15 protein-coding genes are annotated in these 19,627 nt (G+C 43.9%); 4 read left to right on the forward strand and 11 right to left on the reverse strand.

The genetic code is table 11. The features are described from left to right. Position 1: 1 nt before the first annotated feature. Both cydB and IWT5_RS05705 read right to left on the reverse strand, forming a co-directional pair. Positions 2-1,009 carry a cytochrome d ubiquinol oxidase subunit II gene (gene cydB / locus IWT5_RS05700; protein WP_089108998.1) on the reverse strand — a complete coding sequence of 336 codons (1,008 nt, stop codon included), beginning with the start codon at positions 1,007-1,009 and terminating at the stop codon, positions 2-4. Further along, complete coding sequence (locus tag IWT5_RS05705) at positions 1,002-2,462, reverse strand: cytochrome ubiquinol oxidase subunit I (RefSeq protein ID WP_089108999.1); 1,461 nt, start codon at positions 2,460-2,462, stop codon at positions 1,002-1,004. Before IWT5_RS05705 ends, cydB begins: the two co-directional genes overlap by 8 nt. A 278-nt stretch (positions 2,463-2,740) precedes the next feature. Between IWT5_RS05705 and IWT5_RS05710 the strand changes: the two genes are divergently transcribed. Both IWT5_RS05710 and IWT5_RS05715 read left to right on the forward strand, forming a co-directional pair. Continuing rightward, positions 2,741-2,959: a DUF2187 family protein gene (locus IWT5_RS05710; RefSeq protein WP_089109000.1), complete on the forward strand. Its 219-nt coding sequence runs from the start codon at positions 2,741-2,743 to the stop codon at positions 2,957-2,959. Positions 2,960-3,138: 179 nt separating this feature from the next. After that, positions 3,139-4,299: a GGDEF domain-containing protein gene (locus IWT5_RS05715; RefSeq protein WP_089109001.1), complete on the forward strand. Its 1,161-nt coding sequence runs from the start codon at positions 3,139-3,141 to the stop codon at positions 4,297-4,299. A gap of 36 nt (positions 4,300-4,335) precedes the next feature. Here IWT5_RS05715 and IWT5_RS05720 read toward each other — a convergent pair whose 3' ends face one another. The 3 genes from IWT5_RS05720 to IWT5_RS05730 form a co-directional block, all read right to left on the reverse strand. Next, the gene (locus tag IWT5_RS05720; RefSeq protein ID WP_089109002.1) at positions 4,336-5,388 is read right to left on the reverse strand and encodes a D-alanine--D-alanine ligase family protein; all 1,053 of its coding nucleotides are present in this window, start codon (positions 5,386-5,388) and stop codon (positions 4,336-4,338) included. A 90-nt stretch (positions 5,389-5,478) separates the two neighbouring features. Continuing rightward, positions 5,479-5,994 carry an ECF transporter S component gene (locus IWT5_RS05725; RefSeq protein ID WP_439959082.1) on the reverse strand — a complete coding sequence of 172 codons (516 nt, stop codon included), beginning with the start codon at positions 5,992-5,994 and terminating at the stop codon, positions 5,479-5,481. A gap of 253 nt (positions 5,995-6,247) precedes the next feature. Beyond that, positions 6,248-7,354 carry a glycerol dehydrogenase gene (locus tag IWT5_RS05730; protein WP_089109004.1) on the reverse strand — a complete coding sequence of 369 codons (1,107 nt, stop codon included), beginning with the start codon at positions 7,352-7,354 and terminating at the stop codon, positions 6,248-6,250. Between the two features lie 169 nt (positions 7,355-7,523). Between IWT5_RS05730 and IWT5_RS05735 the strand changes: the two genes are divergently transcribed. Beyond that, positions 7,524-8,276: an NUDIX domain-containing protein gene (locus IWT5_RS05735; RefSeq protein WP_089109005.1), complete on the forward strand. Its 753-nt coding sequence runs from the start codon at positions 7,524-7,526 to the stop codon at positions 8,274-8,276. 94 nt (positions 8,277-8,370) lie between these two features. Here IWT5_RS05735 and IWT5_RS05740 read toward each other — a convergent pair whose 3' ends face one another. Continuing rightward, positions 8,371-11,493 carry a KxYKxGKxW signal peptide domain-containing protein gene (locus IWT5_RS05740; RefSeq protein ID WP_089109006.1) on the reverse strand — a complete coding sequence of 1,041 codons (3,123 nt, stop codon included), beginning with the start codon at positions 11,491-11,493 and terminating at the stop codon, positions 8,371-8,373. 277 nt (positions 11,494-11,770) lie between these two features. Next, positions 11,771-13,189, reverse strand: a complete 1,419-nt coding sequence (locus tag IWT5_RS05745) for an LPXTG cell wall anchor domain-containing protein (RefSeq protein WP_089109007.1) — start codon at positions 13,187-13,189, stop codon at positions 11,771-11,773. Positions 13,190-13,524: 335 nt separating this feature from the next. Here IWT5_RS05745 and IWT5_RS05750 point away from each other — a divergent pair, with 335 nt between their 5' ends. Then, positions 13,525-14,997 carry a glycosyltransferase gene (locus tag IWT5_RS05750; protein WP_089109008.1) on the forward strand — a complete coding sequence of 491 codons (1,473 nt, stop codon included), beginning with the start codon at positions 13,525-13,527 and terminating at the stop codon, positions 14,995-14,997. Between the two features lie 96 nt (positions 14,998-15,093). Here the strand turns inward: IWT5_RS05750 and IWT5_RS05755 are convergent, their stop codons facing one another. The 4 genes from IWT5_RS05755 to rfbB all read right to left on the reverse strand — a co-directional run bounded on the left by IWT5_RS05755 (position 15,094) and on the right by rfbB (position 19,490). Next, entirely contained in the window at positions 15,094-15,660 is a 567-nt protein-coding gene (locus IWT5_RS05755; RefSeq protein WP_225360237.1) for a zinc-binding dehydrogenase, read from the reverse strand. A 661-nt stretch (positions 15,661-16,321) separates the two neighbouring features. Then, positions 16,322-17,077, reverse strand: a complete 756-nt coding sequence (locus IWT5_RS05760) for a hypothetical protein (protein WP_369688573.1) — start codon at positions 17,075-17,077, stop codon at positions 16,322-16,324. A gap of 469 nt (positions 17,078-17,546) precedes the next feature. Beyond that, positions 17,547-18,368, reverse strand: coding sequence for a beta-1,6-N-acetylglucosaminyltransferase (locus tag IWT5_RS05765; RefSeq protein ID WP_089109010.1), 822 nt, complete (start codon positions 18,366-18,368; stop codon positions 17,547-17,549). Positions 18,369-18,551: 183 nt separating this feature from the next. Beyond that, on the reverse strand, positions 18,552-19,490 hold the full coding sequence (gene rfbB, locus IWT5_RS05770; RefSeq protein ID WP_089109011.1) for a dTDP-glucose 4,6-dehydratase: 939 nt from the start codon (positions 19,488-19,490) through the stop codon (positions 18,552-18,554). Positions 19,491-19,627 lie beyond the last annotated feature (137 nt).

The following is a 19,627-nucleotide window of genomic DNA, read 5'->3' on the forward strand; positions in this document are numbered from 1 at the left end:
CTTAGGCAGCCTTAGGACTCTTAAGCCGCTTGTAAAAGACCCAGTAACTCCAAATGAAGTAAACTAAAACAATTGGCAGTACTGAGAACGCAATAATTGTCATGAGGTGTAGCGTGTATGGTGAACTAGAAGCATCTTTGATCAGGATTGAATGGGCGCTGTTAGTGGCGATCATCACCCGTGGGAATAACCCGTTGAAGATCAAAACCACGACGCTGATCAGTGACAGCCCGCTGGCAATAAAGGCCGTCCAGTTGTGAGCCTTCAAAACACCCCACCAGGCAATCAGAGTCAATAATACTAAGACGATCAAGATTGACCAAGTAGTGGCCGGTTTTTGAGCAAAGAAGTCAGTTGAAATGTACAGCAGCACAACGAACAGCACTTCCCCCACAATTAAGACGGGGTATAAGAGTTTGTTCCGAGCCTGTGCCCGGTCACGCAGCGTCCCTAACGTCTTGAGCTGTAAGAAGTTCAGACCGTGGATAAAACACATCAGGCTGACTGCAACACCGCCAACCAGTGAGAACCAGTTCACGTAAGTGGTGAAGCTGCCGAAGATGTTACCCTTGGCATCCATTGGGACCCCTTCGATCATACTGGTAAACATCATCCCAAATAAGAAGGCGGCACAGAAACTGCCAAGCGTGGCAGCCCATTCCCAGAAGTTCCGCCAGGTCGCAGTCTTCATGTTGGCGCGGAATTCAAATGACACGCCACGGAAAATCAAGGCGACTAAGATCAAGAACAAAACGAGATAGTAGCCTGAAAACAGGGATGCATACCACATTGGAAATGACGCAAACATGGCACCGCCGGCCGTGATCAGCCAAACTTCATTACCGTCCCAATGCGGGCCGATGGTTTGAATAATGACATCACGTTCGGCGCTGTTTTTACCAAAGAACCGAACGGCCATGCCGATCCCGAAGTCAAACCCTTCCAAGAAGAAGAAACCGCTAAACAGCACGCCAATGAGTAAGAACCAAAGAATTTGAAGACTAGTCATGGTTAAACGCCTCCGTTCCGTAAGGATCTTCGACTTTGCCGTTAGTATCCTCTGCTGAGTAGCCGTTCATGTCGACGGCGTCAGGCCCAGCTTTGAGCACACGGTGGGATAGCACAATCATGACAAGTCCCAATCCTGCAAATAGTAAGAAGTAAACGATATTCGTAAAGAGCAGCGAGCCCACGGTAGACGTTGGTGACACCGCGTCCGCAATGGTCAGCAGGCCGTAAACGACCCATGGATAGCGACCAAATTCAGTCACGAACCAGCCGGCTGTATTAACGATGAATGGCAGCCACAGCATGAGTCCCATAATGTAGAGGAACCAGCGCTGCTTCATAATAGCCTGTGACTTCTTGCGGTTGAAGAATAACCCCACGATCGCAATCAGAGCAAACAAACCGCCAGAAACCGCCATGATCCGGAAGCTCCAGAATAACGTCTTGGTTGGTACGTAGTAATTCATATCCTTACCGAACTTCTTGTCATAAGTGGCATGGAGTTCTTTGTTAACGGTATTTTGCCCCTTAACGGTACCGGATAATTTATGATAGCTTAAAATATTCAAAACATAGGGTACATCTAACGATGACGTGGTCTTATGCTGTTTCGTGTTGAAACTGCTATAGATGGCCCACTCACCTTTATTCGTTGAATCTTTGTACAGCCCTTCCATTGCGGCAAACTTCATCGGCTGCTGATTGATCAGATAACGAGTTTGGAAATCACCAGAAGCAATGGAACCTAGGCTGGCAATTAACCCGATAACGAGTGCTACGTTCAATGACTTCCGGTAGAAGGATTCGTGATCCTTCTTTAACAGACGCCATGCTGAGCAGCCCGCAACAACGAATGAAGCGGTAATGCCAGCCCCCATGAGAACGTGCGGTAATTCCAACCACAGCTGCGGATTTGTGACAACGGCACTGAAACTGGTCATGACGACCCGGCCAGTCGATTTGTTGATGGCAAAGCCCACCGGATTTTGCATGAAACTGTTGGCAGCTAAGATCCAAACCGCAGAAAGCGATGACCCAAGTGCCACCAGCCAGATAAACAGTGCATGGATGCCCGGCTTAAAGCGTTCCCAGGTGAACATCCATAAACCAATGAAAGTTGACTCCATAAAGAAGGCAGCCAACGCTTCAATGGCTAATGGGGCCCCAAAAATATCACCCATAAACCGTGAGTATTCAGACCAGTTCATTCCAAATTGGAATTCTTGAATGATCCCAGTCACAACACCAACTGCGAAACTATATAAGAACATCTTGCCCCAGAATTGGGCCATCTTCTTATAGGCCTCATCTTTATTGAACACGTACATTGTTTCCATGACGGCGACAACGAATGCTAAACCAATTGAAAATGGCACGAAGAAAAAGTGAAACACTGTCGTCATGGCAAACTGAAACCGTGATAGGCCTAACACGGTTAAACCAGCATTTAACATGATACCCCCCCTAACATTAATGACTAGACTTGTGATAAAACCCACATCAACTGACTGCCTAACCCGAGTTATGGCTCAAAACCGCTTCAGCAATAACTCAGATAGAATAGTCCTATGTTACAAATCTAATTATATCGAGTGATAAGTGAATCTTCAACCGTAAGCCCTTACAAAAAGTGAATAACCCCATCTTTTTATGTAAAAAGAGCCGAATTCATTGACAAATCACTAAAATTCGAGTAACTTATATGAATGTTTAATTTTGGGAGATGAGTTCAATGAAAATTGGCGATCAAGTCAGTTTCAAACTAGAAGGCCAAGACTTTACCGGGTTCATTGATAAAGCGTACCAAAATTCCTTTATGATCACTTTTAAGAGCGACGATACGGAAATTTTGGATAAGTACCACGACCGTGTTGTGATCAATAAGAAAAAATTGAAATTAATCAAGGCAGCCCCGGAAACGGATCCCGAATCCGACTCTGACGAAGCCTAAGTAGCATAGAATAGTGGCGCGCATGAAACCAACGATGAGTTGACTTCATGCGCGCTTTTTGTGTTCTAACTGAAATCAACCGCGAAACAGTCAAAATTAAAATGGTGATGTTTAAAACAATGTAGTCTTCTGCTATGATAAAAACAGATGACTGAATTATCAGCAAAGGAGCAATTGCTATGGGGCCAATAGATATCTGGGCATCATTTATTCTTTCGTTGATTACAAATATAATTGTCCTGTGCGGTTCAATTTCCTTCCTGTTCTGGCTAGAAGAGCTTTCCGGCCCGTGGATCACCCGATTTAGGGCCTCGCTGGAGACGATCCTTTGTACGTTATTTTTTGCCTATCTTTGGGGACAGTCTTGGCTTAACAGCACCCTGTCGCCAAACGCCTTTGGCTTGCACTGGTCATTTCTAAACGTGATCATTGTCAGTGCGTTTTTGATTAACGTTTATCTCAAGATCTGGCAGGAGGTTTTGATAGAAGTAGGACTGACACTCTTTTATATCCTGCTCTACGCTCCCCAAATTGGGGACGGTACCGCCATCCTCGGCTTTGCCTTGATCCTAGTCCTGCTCGTCAGTTATTTCGGTGGCGAGCGGCTATTCAGGCATCCCATCACGATGTACCTCGGGTTAGACCTCCTGGCCGCCGTTTCACTTGGTCTGATTGCCAGCGTTTATGGCGCTCCAACCGATCCCTATTTTTGGATTCGGCAGTTGAGCGCGCTGATCATTCTCAGCGTGACGGGAATTGAGTATACATTGGCCTCTAACCGGATCCTCGAACAAAACAGACGCAATATTGCGCTGAGTAAACTGGATGGCCTTACACAGCTGAATAACTTTACCCAGTTTAGTGAAGATCTGGTGACCGCCCACAAGCGATTCCAGACAGCCCAAGAGCCCTATGCGGTGTTTGAATTTGATATTGATCTGTTTAAACGGGTCAATGATAACTATGGTCATCTGGTAGGTAATACCGTCTTGAAAGCAGTTGCCCAGGAATTAGCGCATTTTGCAGCCAGCACTTCTTTTCAAACCACCGCTTATCGAATTGGCGGCGAGGAGTTTTGCTTGATTGTTCAAGCTGACTGCTTAAACCGTGATTTTGCTGGTCAATTAGCCAACCAAGTTCGTCACAAAATTAACCGGCTTGATTTTGAAGTCAACGGTTTACTGTTCAATATCACCGTTTCCGTTGGCCAAGCCAACAGCCGAGAATATCAATATGATGCCCACGACATCTATAAATCAGCCGACCGAAGCCTGTACTTATCAAAGCAGCGTGGCCGTGACCGCGTTACCTTAGAAGGTTTCACTATTAGGTCGAAATAAAAAAAGTTGTCAGTTCAATGACTGACAACTTTTTATTTATTTCTTTAATCCCAACGCTTGAACTTGACCCTGAACGATTTGGTCACACAGGTCATCATAACGAATGCCATCGGCTTCAGCCTCTTGCGGCATCAGAGACAGTGGCGTCATTCCTGGCAACGAGTTGGCTTCAATCACGTATAAGCCATTATCGTTCCAAAGAAAATCGATTCGGCCATAATTGCTCAAGCCCAATACTTTGAACGTCTTTAAGGCAATCTGCTTCATCTCATCATGCACGTCATCAGGAATATCTGGTGGTGTCACAAATTTAGTGGTGTTACCCGTCACAAATTTGTGTTCGAAGTCGTACCAACCATCCGTTACGATGATTTCGATCGCTGCGAGCGCCTTGCCGTTGACAACCGCCATGGAGAACTCACGGCCATCGATGTATTCTTCAACCAGAATCTCATCGTCAAACTGAAAGGCTTCTTTTAAATCTTGCTTGAATTCATCGTCGTTTTTGGCGATGTACATCCCAACACTGGAACCGCCATTAGCAGGTTTGATCACAACTGGAAAACCGAATGGCAGCACAACTGTACCGGAATCTTCCTTGCGAATATTGACAAACCGGGCCGTTTGAATGCCGTTATACAGCATGATTTCCTTAGAAACACTCTTATCCATGGCAATTCCTGAGGCTAAGGCACCGCTACCCGTATACGGAATGTTGTTTAAATCGAGGACAGCTTGAACCTTACCGTTTTCGCCGTCACCACCGTGCAGGCCGACCCAAACAATATCGGCCATGGCTAAAATTTTGAGCACGTTCGGGCCAAATAACTGAGTCGTCCCATCCGGACGCAAGGCGTTAATCACGTCATCCGTCATAATCTCATCCGAGATATTAAGATTGACGTCCTGTTCCTGGCTGGTAAATAAAGCCGCCATCGATTGATCGGTTGCATCTGGTAAACCTAAAAATAAATCAACAAGAGCAACCTCATAGCCCTTACGCCGTAGTGCGTTAGCTACTTTAGCACTAGAAGACAGGGACACGTTGCGTTCCGTTGAGCGACCACCCGCTAATACCACGATCTTCATAATTATTTCCTCCGCTTCTTTCTTAGAACCTTAAGTATAGCAGAAATGCACTAGCGGAGCTATATTTTGACAAACGGTCTCATGGAATTTTTACTTTACATATCTCAGCAGCGGTTTGCTGATCAATGGCACCAAAACGCCGGACATAATCGCTTCGGGTATCCCATTAGTTGCCATGATACCAAGCAGCCACGGCATGAAGGCTTGAACGTTCAGTTTGTCCAACGGTAGCCAGCCCATGTAATACATGCCCGCCATAAAGCCTAATACCAGCACCGTATTGACTAACGAGCCGATAATTCCCGCTAGTGACAGCTGCCAGATTTTGGCGTCATGAACGTTACGCACCATTTTCAGCAGTGCCCAGCCACTGATGAGGCCGACTAACAGCCGTGGCAGCACCGAAACGATGGGGTTAACTAAGACGTAAATCGCCATTGGACTGGTTGGCCAAACGAAGGCTCGAATCCAGTTAATCAGGCCCCAAGTAAAGCCGACCCAGGCGCCATCTCTCGGTCCAAGCAACACAGCAGCGATGACCACCGTCACCTGGATGATCACAATACTAAACGGTCCCACCGGAATATACCCTAAAAACGGCACCATACTCTGAATAAAAACAATTGCAATAAATAACGATAAAATTGAAATACGGTAAGCGCGACTCTGAGTTTTAATGTTCTTCCCCTCCTCGCAAAACGGTTCAAATTTGCCTATTTAGACGGCTATTATTTTACCGCGATTAGTTGATTTTAACAATTAATATTCACTTGAATGAGGGCTAAAAAAATACCATGAGTTCCGGTTGATGATTCCCCGAAACTCATGGTATTGACACGTTAATCATGATTCATTCAAATTAAGCAAGTCCCTGAATAGCACGACTGTAAGCGTCGGCACCCTTCATGGCTGCGACAACGTCTTCTGGCGTAACTTCAAATGGCATTTCAGACATCGTGTCACCTGGTGCAGTGGCAACTTTACCAACTTGTAATAAGTCTTCGTCCGAAACATCGGCGATACCTAAATCAGCAAAGGTCGTTGGCAACCCGAGGGCTAAATCAAATTCTAAGTAAGAGTTGATTTCTTCCGTGTCGCGGCCTTCAAGGAATAACTGAGTTAAAGTCCCAAAGGCCACTTTTTCGCCGTGGGTCTTTTCGTGCAGTGCTTCATTTGAGAGCGAAGTCAGTCCGTTATGGATAGCGTGAGCAGCTGACAGACCGCCACTTTCAAACCCAACACCGCTCATCAGCGTGTTTGCTTCGATAATCTTATCTAAGGCTGGCGTTACGGCGTGTGCTTCAGCAGCATCGAGCGCTTGTGTCCCGTATGCAAACAGCGTTTCTTCGCACTTCTCAGCAATCGCATTACCCACTAAGGTTTGCTTAGCGTTCAACATGGTTTGACCGTTAGCCTGAGCCACTGCCTGAGCTTCAACATTGGTTGCTAAGGCGTCCGCGATTCCTGAAGCTAATAGCCGTGCTGGTGCGTTAGCCACTAACTGAGTATCCACTAAAACTAAGTCTGGGTTCTTGCTGTAGAAACGGTACTTTTCGAAGCCACCGTCCGGCGTGTAAATCACCGACAACCGTGAGCATGGGGCATCCGTTGAAGCAAGCGTTGGTAAAATAGCCACTGGTAATTTCAGATTATCAGCAATCGCTTTAGCTGAATCCAGCGTCTTACCACCACCTAGACCAATAATTAAATCAGCACCGAAATCTGCGCCAATGCCAGAAATACGGTCGATTTCTTGATTAGATGCTTCACCTTTAAACGTCACTTTGCGGACATCGAATTTTTGCTGACCTAAGTAATCAATAAACTTCTTACCCACAATTTTATAAACAGTCGCATCAGCCATTACAACCGGCTTTGCGCCCAGTTTGTGCAATGCCTCAGCACTGTCAAATAAAGCACCATTACCTTGAACATACGTTGATGGACTACCAAAAATCTTTGTCATCGGTGATTACCTCCAATTTTTATAGTACACATCCATTATAACTCATATCTCAAAGCAATGTATGCGGTTCCAAAATTTATGAAAAATGACCGTTTTAGGCACTTTCAGTACTGCATTTTCAGGCCGTTTACAGTAGAATAGAACTAGCGTTACTTGGAAGGGGATCAAGATGGCAAAGCAATTTATAATTAATATCACCAATATCATCTGGAGTTTTGACCGTGATCATCACCAAGTTAATCTGCTGCTCGTCCGAAGAGCTGATCAGCCTTTCCAACAGTTCTGGGCGCTCCCCGAAACAATGATGCGAACGGATGAAAGTGCAGATGAGGCCGCCCTGCGTTTGGTCCAGGAAAAAATCGGCTTAAAACTGTCACGTTTTCATACTGAGCAGCTGGCAACGTTCACCCATCCTGAGCGAACCCCCGGTCAGCGGTCACTTTCCCTAGCTTACATGACGTTTCTGCCTGAGATGCCGGATTTAACTCCTGGCTACGGTGCGACTGATGCTCGGTGGTTCCAGATGTCATCGGCCGGCGAGCAAAGTGTCTTTACCAATGGTCCGCGAAAGTTCATGACAACCCCGATTGCCACCCAGACCGATTACTATGTTGCCTTGCCAGAACGGCGGCCGGATCCGAAAACCACCCTGGCTTTCGATCACGACTGGATTCTCAAAATTGCCTGTGACCGCATTACCAATAAATTAGATTATCAGCCCAATATTTTACTGATTTTAGGATCGACATTCACCCTCAAGCAAGCCCGCCAAGTGTTTGCCATTTTCAGACATATCAAACTAGAAGATATCGATAATTCTAATTTTAAAAAGAATCACCGGCATATTTTCGAGTCGGTTGGAACGGCCAGTCAGGCCCACCCCGGCCGGCCGGCGAAGGTGTTTCGGCTTAACTATTTATAACTCAAATACGAAATTAAAAAAGTGTTCCCTAATAGCAGACTCTAGTCCAGCTATTAGGGAACACTTTTTTAGGTTAACCCTTATTTATCTCAAATTAATCCCGTTTCCGCTTCGTCAATCCCAGTACACCCAGCAACATGCTGAACATCAGTGCACCAAGACCGACAGCAGCGGTTTCGTTGGTTTCATTGGTTTGCGGTAACTGCTCTTTGGCACTTGCCGCAGCCTTGTTACTGTTTTGAACCACCGTTCCGGCATTGGCAACTTGACTCACGCCGGTTGCTTGACCGCCATTAGTCGTTTGACTGACCTGCTTGGTTTCTGACGTACCGCTGGTCTGACCGTCATTATCCTCGGTCACTGCGGCGCCACCAACATCCGTCACGATTTGATTATCATCAGCTGGGCCATTATCATCGCCCCCATTCGGGACAACCGTTTGGTCCCCACCAGGTGTAATGATTTCACTAGAACCCAGCGTTGTGATGTGGAAAATGACCGCCGTGGTATCCTCACCAATCGTTTGACTAGCAGCCTGTCCTGGAGCCAGAACGTAGCCAGCAGGTACCTTAGCGTTAACAATGTCGCCTGGGTTACCAACAAATTTCGTTGATTCAACCACCGTTCCGTCATCAGTCACATATTGAACTTGGTAAGTCTTCGCACTTGGCGTCACGTCGGTCACGGCGCTACCATTAACAACTTGGCTGTCAGTATCAGGTAACTGAGCGAGGTTGTAAGTCACTGTCCGAGTCACATCTGGTAGACTGGCTGCTGGTGTGTCTGTACCGGTTTTGGCCACAGCGGTCACACCAGCTACTGATGCAATATCTGGCACGTAAGCCACCGACCCGTTGACGTAAATTACTGGGGCGCTCACAGCGGTAGTACTGCTATTGGCCGAAACGGGCGTTGCCGTCCATTCATTAGTCACTTTGTCATAATCAACGGTCCAGCTGATTTGCTGGGTATTGGTTGCGGGCAGCTTGTCAGCATCAACGCCATCGCCAGCCACAAACTGAGTGATCACATTTTGCGTCATGGTCGATGTCACGTGCTGATGTGCCAGTTGAATCGTCACACTGATGGCTGTTGCTTGACCAATGGCCTCGTTACCAGTAGCGGCTTGATTGCTTGCCAGTTCATAATTCGCCGGTACCACCGCGGTCCACGAGACTGTCCCGTCTTCATTGCCATCAACGGCCTTTGAGTCACTCATAACCAGATGGCTGCCATCCATGTAATTCAGCGTCAAGTTAACCTGATTCAAGGTCACAGGCGTCGGCGCGACAACAGTCGTTTCATCCTGTGATAGCGTTGGAATCGGTTGACTAAATTCTGGCAACGACGTATCAAAATTACCATTGATCGTTAATAACGTATTCAGGACATCTTTAAAATTATTGGTGACTTCAGCTGACTGCTTAGTGAGATCAGTGACAGCCGTAGCTAAGGTTGTCGCGGCATTAAAAATAGCTTGGTGAGCCGCAACAAATTGAGGTGAAAAGGTCGTATTGGTCATTTGACTGTTTGGATCCAGCGGATTGGCCATCGTTTCCTTTTGCGTATCCGGATCCGAGTTCGCCTCTTTGGTCATCACCGTTTTCATCAATGGCGATAGTGACATCCCGTAGCTGTCAATTTCCTGGTACAGCGACTGCCAGAGACTACTAATCGTCTGGGTGAACCCGTTGGCTGAATCTCCCTGAGTATACGCAACCGTTAAGAAATTATCACTGGCTGGTAACTTAGCTAATGTGGCTGCACCGGCAGTCACCTGCTGTTGAATCTTGTCCAGTGCTGTCTGCAGGCGTGAAGTTAAATCACTCGTTGCATAAAAAACATCCCCAGTAGGTGTCATCCAAATTGAATCAGATTCTGCCTGTTTGAAGGCTGCCAACAAGTTTTGACCCGTCGTCAATAATTCTGAAGTCTGCTGCTGATAAATCTGAGTCGCCTGGTCTTTTAGCGTCTGGTCAAAAGTCTGATCAAATTGCGCTTGGTCAAATGGAATCCCGGTACCATCCCAGATGGTTTTAACGGTATTCTCCACAGTGCCCTTCGTATCCTCAATGGTTTTCAGCAAGTTGGCGGCATAAGCTGAACTCATGGCACCAGCGGTATCTGAGCCGTTGGGATTCAAAGCATTAGAGGCATTATTGGCAAGACCGGACTCGATTCGGCCAGTTGAACCATCAGGATTTTGGTAAGGTAACGCGGTATCACCAACTTGTTTCAAGTAGGTAAACAGGACGATGACCTCGGGATAGGCCCCTTGGAAATCAGTCGAGCCACTCTGGGCCTGACCCAAATCATGTGTTAAATCACCTAACGCCTGCGGTAACACATCATCTTCATAGGTGATTTTGCCATCGCCGTTTTTATCTGAATAGGTTTTACCGAACAGCGTGGCTGATACGCTGCCATCTGCGGCAGTCTCGGATGGGGCCGACACTTTAACGGGCGAATGATCAGCCAAGCCCTGCACGTTATCCAGCATTGTGTTCAAACCAGCCGGATTAGCCAACAACGCTTTAGCGTAAGCCGCCTTGGTTGAGTCATTGACTAAATTCTGTGCGGTGGTAGCCGTGGTCTTGTTGTAATCGGCGACGTTTTTGCCAGCCGTTTTGACACTGTCTGGCAATTGATTGTATAGCGCAATCAGATTGTCTTCAGCCGTTTTGATCGCTTGATTAGCTGTGTTAGCCTGCTGATTATACGTCGCGGACTGATCATTTAAATTATCATAGTCCGTTTTAACCGTATCATAAATATCATTCAGCTGTTTACTCGTGGCTGGATTACTGGTTTGGTTGCCAGGCGCTTGCGAATCAACTTGATTTTGGTATTGCGTTAGTTCATTATTATAAGCCGCTTTTTGCTGATCATACGTTTGTTTATCAGTATTCAGCGTATCCGTTTTCTGCTGAAAATTATTCGCTGCATCAGTATAAGCACCGTTTTTATTATCCGTGTAATTTTTCAGTGCTTGTTGAGCAGTGGCCGGATCAGTGGCAGCAGTACTCGACCCAGTTCCGTCACTCTGAGTCTGAGTCACTGACTCTCCAGTCTGTGGCGTGCCATCGGCCTGAGCCGTGACGCTACCGCCCATCATTAAAGCACCGCTCATCATTAAAACGCCTAGCCCTGCAAATAGCCAATGCTTTTTGGCTTTGTACATTTTATAATGTAAAACGCTCTCTTCATGATTTAGCATTAGAATCTCCCCCAAAATTTAATGATAAAAGCCTTTTAAATTAACCTCATTATTAAATGTTTGTTTGAAAATGTCAACGAAAAAAGCACTGGTTTTTATAACTATTTTTGATGAGTATGTCTCAGATGGACGCCAACGAAATGACCTGCTGAAAAATCAAAAAAAGACCAATTCTGAATAGAATTGATCTCTTGATTAATCAATTTAATTTGGTTTAACCTATCACTTTTAAACAAATTAATAGCTTCTTCACACGGACTAAACCCGATTTGTTCAGCTATGATTTCCGCTTCTTCCAAGCCATACCAAGCATCGCCATTAAACCGGCAAGACCAGCTAACACTGTCCCTGAATTTTGGCGCTCATTTTCACTCGTTTGAGGCAATTTTTGAGCGACCACCTTTTGAGAAGTTGTGGTTGTCCGCTTGGTAACGACTTGATGATACGGTGGCGTACCTGGAACCAGCGTTTTCGATGGGACACCCGGCGTACTTGGTTCAGCTGGCGGAACGGGTTTACCAGGTTCGGATGATTGGTTCGGTTGCGTCGGCTGAGTCGGCTGTGAAGGCTGAAATGGCTGCGTTGGTTGGCTTGGCTGACTGGGTTGCGTTGGTTCAGTTGGCTGACTAGGTTGTCGTGGCGTTGTTGGCGTGGTCGGCTGAGTCGGTTGATTTGGCTTGTTAGGCTCAGTGGGCTGCGTCGGTTGTGTTGGAATATAGACACGCATCGGCAACTCATGCAATACCAGCGGTGCATCGATTTCACTATTTTCTGGCGGAACTGAAGCGTGACCAGGGAAGCCGGCAGAAGCCGAATTGGTTCCACTTCCGATTGCAGCAACAATATTGTTGAGAAACATGTACGAAGCTGGTGTTGAGCCAATAAACACCGGTCCCAGCTGCTGCATAGCTGTTGGGCCTCCCAATGCGGTGGCACCATACATCCATTGTTCGGCAGTTTCTCCCGGAATCAGATATGGCGTCCAGGTGATCTGCGTCGTTGGATCAACGATTGGTGTCATTTCAGTCTTTTGTAAAGCTTTCAAATCGTCGATAGTTGCCACAACAGCGGGATTATCTGGAAATTGGGCTTTGATGTAGTCGTAATAAGTATCAGAAAGCACTGTAGATTTCCCAAGGCTCTTCAAATAATTCGCCTCAGTTTGACCAGAGCTTAACAAAGTTTTGATATAATCGTCCACCAGTTTAGCACCCGTTTGCGCATCCATTGAGTGAAACACATCAAGTTGAGCCATGGGTAACGATTCATCAGCTGTGGGTGCAAAACCGGAACTTTCCTGTTCAATTTTTGTAGCTTGTGCCAATTCATTGGGCCATTTGCTCTTTACTTGCGTCTGGCTATCTGCAATCAGCGTGTCGCTAGCTGTTACATCTGTCGTAGCTGCTGAATCAGACTTCTCAGGCGTCGTTGCCGGTTGATCACTTGTCGCATCATTAGTGGCACCTTGCTGGCCTTGTGGATGACCCGAATTGTCAGCCGTTTCTGCTGCTTGTTTCGTTATAGTTTGATCATCATTGCTGCTAGGCTCTTTTGCTGTCTGTTGTGTCCCCTGTGATGCCTCTTTGAGGGTGACACTGTTATCCTGAACATTAGTTGGCGTTTGTGTGTTAGCCTGTTTTACTGTGTCCGAATTGTCGGCTGCATCTGCTTTTGCAGAGACATTAACAACCATCATGCCAGACAAAATCGTCGCGCTGATCAGCAGTGACTGTCATACTTTCCGTTGATTTGTTATCATTGTTTCTCCCCCTAATACGAAAATACTTATGCCTACAAATAATTTCATACTTTGATTGATCAATCACACAGTTTGTTTTATACACCAGCAGTATACTACACGTCAGCTTTGGGTGCTAATAAAATGGACATCGTTTAAAGTGTTTCGGTGGTAAAGCGTCTCAATCATGTAGTAGGCTAATCATATAGAGCAATGGTCAATGGATTGCGTCAGTTAACCATTTGATTATAATGTAAATCAAACAGCACTTAACGGGATTTTGGGGGACTATCATGAACTACTTTTTGACGTCATATTTTAATGAAACACCGTCAGCAATTGAAATTGCGGAAATTCGGCGGCTCAGATTGTTTGACCAAATTGGTGAGCCTGCCACGATCGTTACGGCATCGCCTGTCTGGGATTCAAATTACACGCTGGATCAGCTGGGCATCAGCCAACGGGTCATTAATATGTATCACTACTATCAGCAATTAGATCAGTATGACGGCCCGAAAGCCACCGCATCCACCATCCGCAGCACCTTGCCAGACCTAACCTTTGAAAACAATGAACTTCTGGATGCCGGTAAACCCGTGGTTAAAATTCATGAAGAACACGGCAGCTTGTCATACGTTGATTACTTGGATCTATTTGGCTTTACCAACCGTCGGGGCTTCTTCGAAGGTGGCGTTCACAGTTACTCGGAGTTCTATGACGACCACGCCAAATTACAGATTAAACAACACTATAACAATCAGCATCAGCCGGTGATTACCTGCTACTACCATGGTGGCGCAGACAATCAGGCAATCCTCACAATGATTCACCTAGAAACCGGCAGTCAGGCCTTTCAATTTCAATCAGTCGCTGCCTTCCGCGCCCATTTTCTAGACGACCTGACACAAAATGACGATACCTTAATCTGTGACCGCGAAGACTACTGGGGAAAAGCACTGGGACTAATGCACAAGAATCCCCGTAGAATGCTAGTCATCCACGCCGCCTTTACCACTAACGCTAAACGCGATGGCGAAGTCTTCACCAGTATCAAAGACACCATCGAACACGGTCAGCTTGACGACATTATCACCTCCACGCAAGCTGAAGCCGATGATATTCACGCGCGCTTCCCTGACGTCCCCACTGAAGTGATTCCAGTCACCGCCGTGTCAGACAAGCGGCTGACCACCCACTACCCCTTTGAAACTCGGACGCCATTTCAAATTATTGCCGTGGCTCGCGTCACTGAAATCAAGCAACTTAGCCACGCCATTAACGCCGTTATTAAACTCCATGGGCATTTCCCAGAAGTGGATTTCAAAATTTATGGCTACGAAGATCTGCTAAACGGGTATGCCGAATCAAAAGACTTGCGAAAAATCGTCAGCCAAAATAACGCCACCGACTACGTTCACTTCATGGGCTTCACCAAAGATCTTAGCAAAATTTATCAAAAGGCCGACCTACTGTTGCTGACCAGCCGCAGCGAAGGCTTCTCCATGGCGATTCTTGAGGCGCTGTCATATGCTTGCCCGGTGGTCAGTTACGATATCAACTACGGTCCGAATGAACTGGTAAAGCCCGGTGAAAATGGTCAGTTGGTCCCGGCGAATGATGAGTATACTTTGTTCCGAACCCTGATGGCTATCTTTGAGGATAGGCAGCAGTTGAGGGAGTATGGGCGGTTTGCGCAGAAATCGGTTAGTGGGTTGGGAGAAAGTAAGGTAGAAGCGCGTTGGCACAAATTATTGAACAGTAAATAACGAAATGACGTGTATCCAAGACTTGGAATACACGTCATTTCGTTTAAAAAAGAAAATTAACTGACTCGAACTAAGTCTAACTTAGACAAACTACCTCTATTCTCCAATTTTAATAACGGGTTTAATCACATCACCACTAGCAGAATCAGCAAATGCTTGATTAATATCATCGAATTTATAGAATTTAATTAATTGATCAAATGGGAACATCCCGCGCTTATAGTAATCAATCAACTTAGGAATAAATAGTTGCGGAATTGCATCTCCCTCAATTACCCCAGCAACCGTCTTTGATTCTCCCATAATGTCTTGTTGAACATTAAAGGTCACGTCACCAGCCAAACCAAGCAACATCACTTTACCACCTGGTCTCAGCACAGCTGTCGCTTGTTTAATCACACTGGCAACACCAGTTGTATCCAGGCTATAATCAATTCCTGCTGGTAAAATTGCTTTAACAACTGCCGCTGGATCCTCCTTGCTACTATTAATTGTTTCTGTAGCACCCAGTTTTTTAGCTAAGGCCAAACGATTATCATGTAAGTCAACCACGATAATGTGGTTCATCCCAGCAATCTTTGCAGCCATCATTGCTGATAGGCCTACAGCACCCGTACCATAAATGATAATTGATGAGCCAAATTCTGGCTTGAGGTAATTCAAAATGGTTCCCGCACCTGTTTGAAAACCGCATCCTAATGGTCCAAGTTAGGTTTAAATCAACATCATCTTGAACTTTAACAACACCATGCTCATCAGCTACAGCATATGTTGAAAATGAAGACTGACCAAAGAAAGTTGAAATGTCTTTTCCATCTTCTGAGTGAATGCGATGAGTACCATCAAAATTAGCGCCACCAAAGTTCAATTCATTAAGACGTAACAGTTTAGCTGGGTGACCTGTTAGAGAGTTGTCAAAGGCGGTCAGAAAAGGTAGGAATATGACGGTGAGAAATTGTCGTTTTTCCTACATTTTTTAACCGCCATTTACACACGTATCACTAAATCGTTTACTTCATGCCCATAAGTTTACTAACATCTTCAAACAATCAACCACAATGCCATCAATCATTGCTCGGCGATGATTTGAGCCACTTACTTTCAACTTGCAAATTTTTCAATCTCTTAAAAAGCAAAGTACTTAAAGTAAAAATAAGGCTTAATAGAATATCAGTTAGTAAAACTAAAATAAAATACCAAGGACCGGACTTTAAATTATTTATTTGTTGAGTGCCTAAAACTTTTATAACTATATAACCAGCAGATATCTGAACAACATACAAGTACAATGAAAACTCAGCTAAGAAATTATCAACTTTCGCGTTTAAATAGATTGGATGTTTAAGGATCCATATAAATACAAAAATCGCTTCAGGTAACAAGAAAATGTAAACATCTGATTCTCCTGTAATGTGAAAAACATGCAGCAGAACATATTCACTCCCCCCCACAATACCGTACAAAGCAATAATGTCTTTGCGTTCGTTATTGCTATTAATTTAGCCAAGTATCTAGTTATGAAGATGGCAATACAATACCATAATACTGCAACAATAAAACTATTCTGCGCGGCAATAAAATGAATTACCTTATATATTAATGGGTATCCTGTTAATAAGCTTGCATAGCTTGATGATAAAAGTGTGAGATCAGCTGATAATATTATAGTGATGAGCAAACCTTTTTCTCCAAATTTTATAGAAATAAACTGAGTAATGACCAGCCCCTCAACAGCCGCTATCAAATACCAAAGAAGGCCCGCGAAAATATTTAGCCCCCCAAAAGAACGAACAGCAAGTAATGCAATGCTCTGTCCATGTAAGTTCAATCCTCCCAATTCATATGAATAAAAAATGAACCAAATAATCCAAAGAAACATCAACCGTTTTGTGGCTTTAGAAAATACTCTCCAATCAAAATGAATTAATCTTTCATGGTGTCTAAAATAATAAAAACCTGTGGTGATAAAGAAAAGTGGCACACCAAGTCTTGCAATGGTACCGGCTATCAAAGAGTATGGTAAAAAAGTCCTGGAAAAATGAATCATAATAATGCCAAGCGCAGCTATCACTCTACAAATATCAAGTAAACCATTTCTTTTTTATTTGATCATATTACCCTCGTTCGTTACACTTTTTTTCTTAAAGACAGTTTATGGATAATCTAAAAATAAGTAAAATTCCACTTGAGCTGTATCCATAAGGCTGTATTGCAATTTCCTATAAGGATCTTATCACTACTCAATTCCAGAATCAGTCTGGTTTAACATATTCGCATACAAATGCATTAAATATAATAGTATTTAACATCACAAAATTGTAGTCCAATATGGTTTTTGTATATTGGGTAAACTTCATCTTAAGAAAAATGATGAATAAACATCTCTAAAATATTAGCAAAAAGTCTTTTAATATGAATAGGCCTTTTATGAATCCGAAAATAAAGTTAAACCTCGTCTATGTTTGACTATTCTTATACTCTTACATGTCCTATGAACAAACCAAAAGATCACGCGGGCATGTTCTTTATATTCCAGTTCGTTACTAGTACTACTTATAAACTTCATCGATAATTTTAGCATCCTGTATTTTTCGAGCGAAGGCATATTTAGTATTTACTAAGCTTCGCAATTCTTCAATATTCTGAACACCAAATACAAACGGGGTTCCACGATTCCAGTCAATATACCTTGCTGCTTGTTCATTATCATCAGGAACTTGTGTATCTGTATCTTTCATTTTATATAATATACTTTGCACATATACTTCATCACTTAAAAATGAGTGTAGAAAACGATTGAAATAAGGGTATTCAACTATTTTCTCAGCTGGCCCTCTTGTTATGGAAAACCATTCTGGACCTTTTTCAATGGGTAAATTCATCTTGTTACGATTGATTTTAAAAAAAAGGTTCATTACCTTTAAAGGCTTGATAATTAACGAATAATTAATTCTTTTACGCACATTCATATTTCTAATTGGGAAGTACCATTCAATACGTCTACGTTCTTCCTCACTTGTATGTTCGACAAATCCAACATACGACTTTCCAGAGAAAAATTTTTTAAAATAATTAACTGTCATAAGAGGCATATCACTTGATGAAATCAAATGAAAATAATCGTAATTTATTGAAGAATTCAAAGCAGTTTCTAACAATTTTTCCCCGATTAAAGTTAATGTATCTGTCCCCCAAAAAGCTTTTCTCCTTTTAATGAACTCAATTTTTGAGAAATGGCTTGTTAAATTAGGAATCAAATACTTTTTATCCCAATGTATGTAAAAATCAATATCCTCATCATCCAATAAATCAATTGTATGTTGTAAAATTTCTCCTGTTCCATATCCAATGACCATTACAGCATGCTTCATAGATACTATTCCTCCCTAAAGGGTGTCAATATTGCTGTAAGCTAATCCAAAATGTACTAAATGACAATAAAAATTAAATAAGCCTAAAATTCATTCTAATTATAAACTTATTAAAAATTATTTAATCGTAGCAATGGGAAACCTCCTCTGTTCGGAATTATGAACAAACATTCGCAATGCTTTTCATTGTCCCAAATAAAACATAACCGTTTGATGAAACTCCTTATTGAAATTAGCTTTCGGCTTCCATCCCAGCTCCCGCCCAATCTTCGAACTATCCACCGCATACCGCCAATCATGCCCTAATCGATCAGCCACATACTCGATTCGATCCTCACTGATTCCCAGCTCCGAGCAGATCAGTTGCACGATTTGATTATTCGACCGCTCGTTGTGACCACCGATATTATAGACTTCACCAGCACGCCCATGGCGCATGACTAAATCAATCGCCCGACAATTATCCATGACGTATAGCCAATCCCGCACATTCTCACCGTCACCATAAATTGGCAATGTATTCCCTGCCAGTCCACGGGTGATCATCCGTGGTATCAGCTTCTCAGGATGCTGCCGTGGACCATAATTGTTTGAACTACGGGTAATCGAAACGTTTAGCCCATAAGTTTCAAAGTAAGCTCTAACCAGCATGTCCGCGGAAGCTTTGCTGGCTGAATAAGGTGAATTAGGCTGTAACGATGATTCCTCGGTAAAGTAGCCAGTTTTACCCAATGTCCCGTAAACTTCATCTGTGGATATCTGAACCAATCTCAGGCCGGCTTCCTTTGCCACATCCAACAGCGACATCGTACCTTCTACGTTAGTTTCTATAAATGTATCAGGATTTGAAATAGACCGATCCACGTGTGATTCGGCTGCAAAATTAATAATCACATCAATCTGATATTCATATACTAGATGGTGTACAAATTCCTGATTGCGAATATTTCCTCGCACAAAGCAATAACGGGGATCAGCTGAAACACCACCTAAATTATTTAAATTACCCGCATAAGTGAGTGCGTCCAAATTAACCACATTGTCTTCAGTATAATTTTCAAACAGATATCTGATGAAATTACTTCCGATGAAACCGGCACCACCTGTTACTAAGATGTTCATAGCTTGCTCCTTCCGATAATCTCTGCTATAAATATACCTCGAAATCCAATCAAAAATATCTTCAAGGCAAAGAAGCCTCGCTTTTCTATTTGCACCGAATTGTTAACATCGTTCCCTAATATCTTTAAAAGCAGATT

Origin of the sequence: Secundilactobacillus mixtipabuli (assembly GCF_002217925.1) — a bacterium.
Taxonomy (GTDB): Bacteria; Bacillota; Bacilli; order Lactobacillales; family Lactobacillaceae; genus Secundilactobacillus; species Secundilactobacillus mixtipabuli.